Genomic DNA, 9,692 nt, shown 5'->3' with positions numbered 1-9,692 from the left:
GGCCGATCGTCCGGTCGGTGTCCCCCGGCCGTGAGCACGGCCACGCCGCGGTCGTGCGTCAGAGGCTCTTCAGCACCGCGTCGGCCGAGCTGACGGTCACGTCGGTGGGCTTCTCCTCCACCCAGACGCTCTCGACCACGCCGTCCTTCAGCACCGCGGCGTAGCGCTGCGAGCGCAGGCCCAGGCCGAAGCCGGTGCCGTCGAGCGTCAGGCCGACCGCCTTGGCGAAGTCGCCGTTGCCGTCGCCGAGCATGAGGACCTTGTCCCCGACCTCGCGCGACCTCCCCCACGCGTCCATCACGAAGGCGTCGTTGACCGCCACGCAGGCGATCGTGTCGACGCCCTTCTCCTTCAGCTCGTCGGCACGCAGCACGTACTCGGGCAGGTGCTGGTCCGAGCAGGCGGGGGTGAACGCGCCGGGCACGCCGAAGAGCACCACGGTGCCCGAGCCCAGGACGTCCGAGCTCTGCACCGGCGTCGGAGCGCCGTCGCGGACGGTGATGAGGGTGACGTCCGGGACGGTGTCGCCGATCGAGAGGGTCACGCCGAGCTCCTCGCTGTCAGGGAAGATGCGGACACCCCACGCTAGCGCCGGACCGGACCTCGTCGTCGGGTGAGTTGCGGGCTCCCCACCTTCCGGTGAGGCACCGGCCGGCACGCGAGCCGGGTGCGGTCGTGGGGCACCCTGGTCGCGTGCCCCGCTCGCAGCCCGAACCGCCGCCGCCCCGGCTGTCCCGCTACTGGAACGGCTACGTGTCGGCGTGCGAGGACTCCGTCGCACGATTCCGGCGCATCGTGTCCGCCATCCCGGCCTCGCCCGCACGGGAGTGGCTCGCCCGGATCGCGACCCAGCTCGACACCGAGCTCGGCGCCGTCCGCAGGCTGGCCACGGTGGGCGACTCGATCGAGCCGGCGTGGTGGTGGGTGAGCGAGGCGCCGGCGAAGCGGATCTCGCAGCGGCTCGACGAGGCCCGGTCCTCCTTCGCCGACGCCGTCGCCCAGGCGGCGACCATCGCCGAGCAGGCCGCGCTCGACCCGGCGCACGCCGACGTCACCGCCCAGCTCGAGGTGCTGGCCCAGCAGGCGTCCGAGCTGGCGCTCGGGCCCGCGCCCGCCGAGCCCGAGCCGGAGGAGCCGCGGCGCCGGTGGGGGCGCCGGCGGGAGGCGTGAGGAGTCAGTCCCACCAGAACCGCCACTGCCGCGCGCCGCGGATCAGGTCGGCGTAGCTGCGGAGGGTGAAGATCCGGCCGTCCTGCGGGTCCTGCTGGTCGGGGCAGAAGGCGAAGTGCTCGGCCGCGACCGTCTCGCACTCCGGGCGGGTCATCGGCGGGGCGGCGACCGACAGGAGCAGCGTGTCGGCGTCGAGCTCCACGAGGACGGCGCCGAAGCGCTCCTCCCAGCTGCGCAGCACGGCGGAGATCTCCGTGACGTGCTGGTCGTGGTTGCACGCGCCGCTCCAGTCGACCACGGCCGGGACGTCCGCCGGGCGCGCGGCGTCGACCACGGCGAGCGCCGAGTGCCACGCCCGTTCGCGGGCCCACCGCGCGGCGGCGACGACGGCGAGGTCGCCCTCCAGGGCCGTGGCGTTCCGGTCCGGTACCGGCAGCAGTCCGGGCCAGGCCGGCAGCGGTGCCGAGCAGGAGCAGGCCGGCGGGCAGGGCCCGGGCCACGCCCGCTCGAGGAGCCGGGCCGCGTCTGCCCGCGCCACGTCGAGCAGCCGGGCCGTGCGCTCGGCGCTCGTGAGCGGCGCGACGCGGCCGACGGTCCAGTTGGTGATCCACACCGGACACCGCCCGGTCGTCGGGGCCGCGCGGAGCAGCTCCTCGTAGACGTCCGGGTTCGGCAGGTCGTGGAGGTCGAAGGGGAGGTGGGCGTCGATCGTCGTCATGCCGGGTTGGACGGGGATGGTGACGATGCGGGTCCCGGGGGCGCCGAGGTGTTCGCACCTGTGAACGGGCCGGGAGGGTAGGAGCTGCGGTCCTGGTTCCTGTCGGTGCCCGAATCATGATCGGGGTGTGAACCGGACCGGGCTCAGGTCCCAGGGACTTTCCCGGTACTCCGGTGCTGATGCACCACCGCTTCACCCTCGCCGACGGCTCCGTCGCCGCCCTCACAGTCTGCCCGTGGATCCGGTGCGGACGACGCATCTCGGCTGCTAGGCGTCGCGGGCGGAGAGGCGACCGGCGGGCCGCCCCCTCCTGACCGGCTCCTCCGAGTCCCGTCGGGTGAGCACCAGGGGGCCGTCCTCGGTGATGGCGACGGTGTGCTCGGAGTGGGCCGCGCGGGAGCCGTCGGCCGACCGGATGGTCCACCCGTCAGGGTCGTGGACGATCTTGTCGGTGGTGCGGGCGAACCAGGGCTCGATCGCGAGGGTCAGCCCCGGCCGGAGCGTCAGGCCGCGGCCCGCCCGGCCCTTGTTGGAGACGTGGGGGTCCTCGTGCATGGTGCGGCCGATGCCGTGCCCCCCGAACTCGTCGTTGACCGGGTAGCCGTGGTCCTGGGCCACCGCCGAGATCGCCGCCGAGATGTCACCCAGGCGATTGCCCGGACGCGCCACCTCGATCGCCGCCTCCAGGGCCTCCTCGGTGGCGCGGACGAGGCGCAGGTCCTCCTCGGCGGCGGTGCCGACGACGACCGTGCGCGCCGAGTCCGCCACCCAGCCGCCGATGCCGACCGCGAGGTCCGCGGTGAGCACGTCCCCGTCGCGCAGCGTGTAGTCGTGGGGCAGGCCGTGCAGGACGGCGTCGTTGACCGCCAGGCAGATGACGTTGCGGAACGGGCCGCGCCCGAACGACGGCGCGTAGTCCCAGTAGCACGAGTCCGCCCCACGCCGCCCGATCATCCCGCGCGCGTGGTGCTCCAGGTCCAGGAGGTTGACGCCCACGTCGGCGAGCCGGCCGACCTCGGAGAGCACCTCGGCGACGAAGCGCCCGGCCACGCGCATGCGGTCGATCTCCGCAGGCGTCTTCAGCTCGATCACGAGTACCTCGCGTCCCTGGTGCCGGTATAGTTATACCGACACCCTAACGCGTGGCGGTATAGTAATACCAGTCGAGTCCCAGGCGGGGTCTGCCCGCTGCTCACGCCTGGGCACACCACAGTCGTCAGGCGTCCTTCTGCGCGTCGGGCCCGAGGGAGACTTGCCGGAAGTCGCGCACGCCGCCGATATCTCGCCGGAATCCCTGCGCGCGATCGGGACCGGACGACCACCCCGTCCCGGATTCAGCACGACCATCTGCCCCGGCGCGGCGCTCGACCTTGCCGACGCAGCAGTTGCTCGACACCTTGCGCGGTTGCAGCCGACCACCGGAGGTCGTCGACCGAAGGGCCTGCGCGCTCGACGCTGCCCATTCCGTCCGCACCGCCGTTCGGCGCGGCTGCCGGCGCGACGAGCGGTCGCAGCCCGAAGGCCCCCGCGGAGCTGGCGATCACCGCTGCACACACTGCAGGCCGAACAGCCTCCGACCTGCGGCGAGAGGTATTTGTTCGAACTGATGTTCGACTATGCTGTGGCCATGGATCGGGCCCCCGTCGACGCCGCGCACGGCCGCCTCACGGAGGGGGTCGACGAGCTGCGCGGCGCGGCGGGTCCGGCCGCGTCGGACGACGAGCTGGTGGCAGTCCTCGTGGCGGCCGAGGAGGTGAGGCGGAGTCTCGACCGCGTCGTGGTCGACGCCGTGGCCGATCTTCAGCGCCGCGGTGTCTTCGCCGAACGCGGCTACCGTTCCCCCGCCGGCGCACTCGGCGACCTGCTCGGCTGGGAGCGGTTCGAGGCACGCCGCCGGGTGGTCGCCGCCGAGTCGGTCCGTACGCGCATCGGCCTCGACGGGACGGAGCTGCCCGCCCGGGTGCCGGCCACCGCAGAGGCGTTCGCTGTCGGCAGGGCCGGCCTCCGGCACGTCGAGGTGATCGCCAAGGTGCTCGACAGTGGCGCGGCCCGGCGGCTCTCGCCCGAGGTGTGGGCGGGCGCCGAGCTGGAGCTCGCGAGCAAGACCGGCGTGTACACGCCGAGCGAGCTCCTCGCCTGGGGCACCCAGCTCGTCGAGGTCCTCGACCAGGACGGCGCCGAGCCGAACGACGACCCGCCGCCGCAGGTCAACGAGCTGCGCCTGCGTCGCTTCCGCACGAAGCCCGGTGGCAGCCTCACGTGCCGATTCGACGACGCCGCGATGTTCGATGCGATCGCCGCCGCGGTCGACGCCGGCGCCGCACCCCGCGACGCGGACGACGAACGCACCACCCCGGAACGCCGGGCCGAGGCACTCGCCGAGGTGTGCGGCCTGGTCCTCGAGCGCGGCCGACTCTCCGAGACCGGCGGCCGGCGCCCGCTGCTCAACGTCGTGATCAGGCTCGACGACCTGGAGAACCGCTGCCGTACGGCCGTGCTCGACTTCGGCGGCCGGCTGAACGCAGGGTCGCTCCGCATGCTCGCCTGCGACGCCTCCGTGCTCCCGGTCGTCCTCGACGGCGAGGGCGTCCCTCTCGACGTCGGCCGGATCGCCCGCACCGTCCCGGACGGACTGCGCCGCGCGGTCGCGATCCGCGACCGCGGGTGCGCGTTCCCCGGCTGCGACCGCCCACCCTCCTGGTGCGAGGTCCACCACGTCGAGGAGTGGCAGCACGGCGGCGCGACCGCCCTCGGCAACCTGGTGATGCTCTGCAAGGTCCACCACCGGCTGATCCACTGCTCGGGCTGGGAGGTGCGCCTCGCCGGCGGACTCCCCGAGTTCGTCCCGCCGTACTGGCTGGACCCGAGCCGCTCCCCACGGCGACGACCACCCCCGCTCCTCCAGCCGACGGGGTGACGGGCGGAGTCGGTCGGCGCAGCTCCCCCGGCTCCTTCACGTCTGTAGTTCAGCGGCCGCCGGCCGCCCACTCGACGTGCGTCGCTGCCCAGCCCGGGTCTGTTCCCGTGGTGGGTCAGCGAAATCCATTCCAGGTCGTGGCCGTCGACGGTCACGGCCCGCGGCCGCGCGTACCCGTCCCCGCGCTCGAGGAGCAGACGATCCTCCTCGGCGATCGCGGCAAGGATGTCGGCGGCCTCCTCCCGAGCGTGACGATCCATGGCGCCCGCGACTCAACGATCTGCCCGAGCAGGTCCCGACGCTCATTGGCGAGGGTGCGCCGGACCAGCTCCGCGGAGTGAGGCCGACAAGGGAGGCCCGCGGGGCTCGACGCCGAGTGCGGCAGCGACCGGGTCGTACACCTGGCGGATGCGGTCGCCCTGAGAGCCGGGACCGGTCTTCACGAAGTAGTACGGCAGGCGGTCCGTGAATCAGGTCCGCTCCGGGGACTCGTCCAGGGGCCCGAGCACGTCCGTGACCACCTCGCTCAGGCTGCTGCGCGCTTGGCGCGATCGATCGGCGGCGGAGCCCCTACCCCACCTGCCCCTCAGTCCCGACCCCGGAGGCCGGGTCGGCGGGGCGGAGGGTGAAGAGGATCTCGGCACCGGTCACCCGCAGCACCCGGCGCAACGTGCCGCTGGCGCCGGCGAGGGTGACGGTCCCGCCGCGGCGGGCGGCGCGGCGCTGCAGGCCGATGAGGGCGGCGAGACCGGCGGAGTCGCAGAAGTCGAGGGCGGCGACGTCGATCACGAGGTCCGCGGGCAGGTCCGGCCCGGCGGCCTCGGCGACCTCGCGGACGTGCTCCTCCAGGCTGGGTGCCGTGCCGAAGGTCAGGTCGCCGACGAGGACCAGGACGACCCGCGGGGCCTCGGCCCGCGCCTCCACGCGCAGCGGCTGGGGACGGGTGGGGTCGCGGTGCACGCCGGAGCTGGTGCTCATGCCGTGGCCTCCCTGACGGTGGCCGCGCCGTCGGTGGGCACGGCCGGACGGTCCTGCAGCTGCGCGGAACCGCGGCGCAGGCACTCCTGGGCGAACGGGAAGTCGTGCAGGCCGGCGTGGAACTCGGCGAGCACGGCACGCGCCGAGCCGGTGTCCACGCCCCGCGCGTCGAGGAGGTCGGCGAGCCAGCCCAGGTAGCCGGTGAAGACCTCGGGATCGGACAGGTAGACCGCGGCGGTGAGGAAGTCGACGGCGTGGGTCAGGTCGTCCTCCAGCCCCGCCTCGACGACGCCGCCGGGCGCACCGAGCGCGGTGCGGCCGTCGAGCACCCGGGTGGCGGCGACGACGAGGTCGCCGCGTCGCGCGCGCAGGCCTGCGTACTCGGGGCCGGGACCGCCGTCGCCGACCTGGTCGGGTTCGGGCTCCGGCCAGGGGAGCTCGTCGAGCAGCCGGACGGCCTCGACGGCGTCGGGCGCCCAGGCGTCGACGCCCAGCCTGCGGGCCCAACGGCCGTCGGCCCCGAAGCCCGGCCCGCCGGCCAGCACGGGTGTGCCGGTGCGCTGCGCCGCGACGATCGTGCGGTGCGCGGCGGGCAGGTGCACGGGCAGCGCGCAGCTCACCGCCACGACGTCCGGCCCCTCCTGGTGCAGGTAGCTCACGAGTTCGGCGGCGGGCACGCTGGCGCCGAGGAAGGTGACGTGCCAGCCCGCGAGCCGCAGCACCTCCGCCACGATCCGGCCGGGCAGGGCGTGCCACTCGCCGTCGAGGCAGGCGAGGACGACGTGCCCGCGCGAGCCCCGCCGGGTCCGGCGGCCGAGGGCCGCGACCACCCGCTCGTTGACGGCGGTGGCGGCGTGCTCGCGCGCGACGCTCCACTCCCCGCGCTGCCAGCGCAGCCCGACCTCCTCCTGCGTGCCCGCGACCAGCCCGAGGAGGACCTCCCGGGCGGCCACGCCCGCGTCGACCAGGCCGAGGGCCAGTGCGACGGCGGCGTCCTCGTCCGCCCGGCCGAGGGCGGCCATGAACTCCGCGCGGCGGGCGGCGACCCGCGGGTCGGACCCGGCGGTCATGCGCGCTCCTCCGCGACCGGGCCCGACGGATCGGGGAGCACCCGCGGCGCCTGGACGACGAGGACGGCGATGTCGTCGTGCGCGCCGGACGCGAGCCAGCGGGTGGTGTGCTGCTCCACCCGCTCGGCGATCGCGGGCGCGGGCATCACGTGCGCGCCGGCCAGCAGCCCGGCCAGCCGCGTCTCGCCGAGGGTCTCGCGGCCGTCGACGCCGCCGCGGGCTTCGCTGACCCCGTCCGTGTAGAGCACGCAGGCCTCGCCCGGCGCGAGCCGGACGGTGCGCGAGGCGAACCGGGCGGAGGGCACCGCGCCGACCAGCATGCCGCCGATCCCGATCTCCTCCACCCCGTCGCGGCGCACGACGAGCGGGGGCAGGTGCCCGCCGCCGGCCAGCTCCAGCTCGAGGCCGCCGTCGGTCAGCGGCGTGGCGGTGCCGAGCACGACGGTCGCGAAGCCCGGGTCGGCCTCGGGGTCCGCGGCCTCGAGCATCGTCTCGTTGAGCAGCCGCAGCAGGCTGACGGGATCGTGGTCGAGGCGGCGCAGGGCCTGGACGGACTGGCGCAGCTGCCCGGTGCTGACCGCCGCGTGCACGCCCTTGCCGCACACGTCGCCGAGCACGAACATGGCCGACCGGTCCGGCCCGACGAGCACGTCGTAGAAGTCACCGCCGATGAGCAGGCCCTCCTCGGCCGGCCGGTACGCCGCACCGAAGACCATTCCGGGGACCCGCGGCAGCGCGGGCTGCTGCAGGCTCCGCTTGAGCACGGCGGCGGTGCCGGCCTGGCCCGCGTAGAGCGAGGCGGCCGCGAGCGCCAGCCCGGAGCGCTGGGCGAACTCCTCGGTGAGGGCCTCGTCGGCGCCCGGGGCGGCGGCCGAGTCGGCCTCGTGGCGCAGCAGCACCAGCGCGCCGGCGGGGACGCCGTTGCCGGGCAGCGAGATCAGCGCGGCAGCGGACGGCGCGCCGGCCGCCCAGGGCTGCCCGGCGAGGTCCTCGGCGAGCAGCGGGCGCGGCCCGCCGGCGACGCCGGCCAGCGCGTCCCGCAGCTCGGCGGGCATGTCGGCGACGTCCGTGCGGCCGCTGCTGGCGACCCGGTCGCCGGTGCAGGCGTACCACTCCGACACCCCGCCGCGGACCGGCAGCACGACGACCGCGAGGTCCGCCAGCTCGGACGACGCCAGCTCCACGACCGCCCGCGCGGTCCGCCCGGGGTGCAGCGACAGCCCGAGGCGGCGGCTGGCGGTGGCGAGGAAGCGCGAGCGGGCGCGCTCGGCGAGCAGGTTGTCCAGCCGGCGGCGGTGCTCGGTGACGTCCTCGACGTGCCAGGCGACCCAGCCGTCGGGCAGCTCCTGGCGACGGGCCCGCAGGGCGCGGCCTGCCAGCTCGAGCTCGGCCGCACCGTCGCCCGCACCGTCGCCCGGGCCGGCGCAGAGCCCGGCCGCGACGGGCCCGGGCAGCAGCTCGGCCTCGCGCACACCCGGCAGCAGGCGGCGGGCGGCGGCGTTGGCCCGGCGGACGAGGCCGCGGTCGTCGAGGGCGAGGACGCCGAAGTCGGCACCGTCGAGCAGCCGGTCGGCGAGGGTCTGGGCGGGCGTGCGCGGAGAGACGACCGCCGGTGTCACCGGGTCGGTCGGGTCGACAGGGCTGTCGACGGATCCCCCGCCGATCCCCGCCGTCACCCGGCCCGCATCGGCGTCCTTGCTGCGGATGATCGCGCTCCCCTCCCGACACGGCCACGCGCAGGAACGCGCACCCGCACGTGAGGTTAACCGTTGGCGTGGCGCCCGCGGGCACGGACCGACGGCGTCGCCTCCGTATCCTCGCCCGGTGAGACGACGCCGCCCGGCCCCGCTCCCGCAGCGGCACGGGCTCGACCCGGTCCGGCTGCGCACGCCGGACGAGGGCCCGTGGCGGACCATGCGCGAGCACCTGGTCGAGCGGCTGCCGCGGGTGGATCCGGGCCGGATCGAGGAGATGCTGCGCGAGGAGCGGATCGTCGACCTCGACGGGCCGCTCGCCGTCGACGCCCCGTTCGTGCCCGCGTCGTTCGTCTGGTTCCACCGGGACCTGCCCGACGAGGTGCCGGTCCCCTTCGAGATCGGGATCGTGCACCGCGACGACGACATCCTCGTCGTCGACAAGCCCCACTTCCTGGCCACGATCCCGCGCGGGCGGCACGTCGTGGAGACCGCGCTCGTGCGGCTGCGGCACCGGCTCGACCTGCCGCAGCTCTCCCCCGCCCACCGGCTCGACCGGGTCACCGCCGGGCTGGTGCTGTTCGTGGTGCGCCCCGAGCTGCGCGGCCGCTACCAGACGATGTTCCGCGACCGCCGCGTCCGGAAGACCTACGAGGCGGTCGCCCCGTACCGGCCGGGCCTCGAGCTGCCACGCACGGTGCGCAGCCGGATCGTCAAGGAGCGCGGCGTGATCCGGGCCTACGAGGTGCCCGGCGAGCCGAACGCCGAGACCCGCGTGGAGCTCCTCGAGCGCCGCGGCGACCTCGGCCGCTACCGCCTGCGGCCGCTCACCGGGCGAACCCACCAGCTGCGGCTGCACCTGGCCGGGCTCGGCATCCCGATCGTCGGCGACGACTTCTACCCCGACCTGCACGAGACCCCGCTCGACGACTTCTCCTCGCCGCTGCAGCTGCTCGCCCGCACCCTGGAGTTCACCGATCCGGTGAGCGGCGAGGAGCGGCGGTTCGACAGCCGCTCGACGCTGCGGGCCTGGCCGGAGAACGGTCCGGTGGGCGGGTGAGCGGCCGCCAGGGCCTGCGCCGTCATCGTTCCTGAGGACGGCCTACGGCGTTCGGAGCAGCGCCGGTGCGCGTCGGCAGCAGACG

Annotated in this window: 9 protein-coding genes; 3 read left to right on the top strand and 6 right to left on the bottom strand. The window is 75.3% G+C overall.

From position 1 onward, the window contains the following. Positions 1-58: 58 nt before the first annotated feature. Positions 59-544 (bottom strand): peroxiredoxin, encoded by a 486-nt coding sequence (locus PKE99_RS19680; protein ID WP_037047222.1) that lies wholly within the window; start codon positions 542-544, stop codon positions 59-61. Between the two features lie 149 nt (positions 545-693). Here PKE99_RS19680 and PKE99_RS19675 point away from each other — a divergent pair, with 149 nt between their 5' ends. Further along, entirely contained in the window at positions 694-1,170 is a 477-nt protein-coding gene (locus PKE99_RS19675; protein WP_037047223.1) for a hypothetical protein, read from the top strand. Positions 1,171-1,174: 4 nt separating this feature from the next. On the opposite strand, the gene PKE99_RS19670 is transcribed toward PKE99_RS19675, so the two are convergent. Together PKE99_RS19670 and map are read right to left on the bottom strand one after the other, a co-directional pair. Continuing rightward, positions 1,175-1,888, bottom strand: a complete 714-nt coding sequence (locus tag PKE99_RS19670; RefSeq protein ID WP_051737597.1) for a DUF4253 domain-containing protein — start codon at positions 1,886-1,888, stop codon at positions 1,175-1,177. Positions 1,889-2,155: 267 nt separating this feature from the next. Continuing rightward, positions 2,156-2,980, bottom strand: a complete 825-nt coding sequence (gene map, locus PKE99_RS19665; protein WP_037047225.1) for a type I methionyl aminopeptidase — start codon at positions 2,978-2,980, stop codon at positions 2,156-2,158. 535 nt (positions 2,981-3,515) lie between these two features. On the opposite strand from map, the gene PKE99_RS19660 reads away from it, so the two are divergent. After that, on the top strand, positions 3,516-4,805 hold the full coding sequence (locus tag PKE99_RS19660) for an HNH endonuclease signature motif containing protein (protein ID WP_051737598.1): 1,290 nt from the start codon (positions 3,516-3,518) through the stop codon (positions 4,803-4,805). 570 nt (positions 4,806-5,375) lie between these two features. Here PKE99_RS19660 and PKE99_RS19655 read toward each other — a convergent pair. From PKE99_RS19655 to PKE99_RS19645, 3 genes are read right to left on the bottom strand one after another with little or no spacing between them, the layout of a single operon-like run. Next, positions 5,376-5,783: an STAS domain-containing protein gene (locus PKE99_RS19655; protein ID WP_081924221.1), complete on the bottom strand. Its 408-nt coding sequence runs from the start codon at positions 5,781-5,783 to the stop codon at positions 5,376-5,378. Further along, entirely contained in the window at positions 5,780-6,853 is a 1,074-nt protein-coding gene (locus PKE99_RS19650) for a cobalamin B12-binding domain-containing protein (RefSeq protein ID WP_051737599.1), read from the bottom strand. The genes PKE99_RS19655 and PKE99_RS19650 overlap by 4 nt, the downstream gene beginning before the upstream one ends. Then, positions 6,850-8,529: a PP2C family protein-serine/threonine phosphatase gene (locus PKE99_RS19645; RefSeq protein ID WP_051737600.1), complete on the bottom strand. Its 1,680-nt coding sequence runs from the start codon at positions 8,527-8,529 to the stop codon at positions 6,850-6,852. The genes PKE99_RS19650 and PKE99_RS19645 overlap by 4 nt, the downstream gene beginning before the upstream one ends. A gap of 148 nt (positions 8,530-8,677) precedes the next feature. Here PKE99_RS19645 and PKE99_RS19640 point away from each other — a divergent pair, with 148 nt between their 5' ends. Next, a complete protein-coding gene (locus tag PKE99_RS19640; protein ID WP_037047229.1) occupies positions 8,678-9,607 on the top strand; it encodes an RluA family pseudouridine synthase in 930 nt (309 codons plus the stop codon). The last annotated feature ends 85 nt before the right edge of the window (positions 9,608-9,692 follow it).

Source organism: Pseudonocardia halophobica (assembly GCF_027922425.1).
In the GTDB taxonomy this organism is placed as follows: domain Bacteria; phylum Actinomycetota; class Actinomycetes; order Mycobacteriales; family Pseudonocardiaceae; genus Pseudonocardia; species Pseudonocardia halophobica.
Note: the sequence above shows the minus strand (reverse complement) of the source record. Positions and strands in the feature narration are given on the sequence as shown.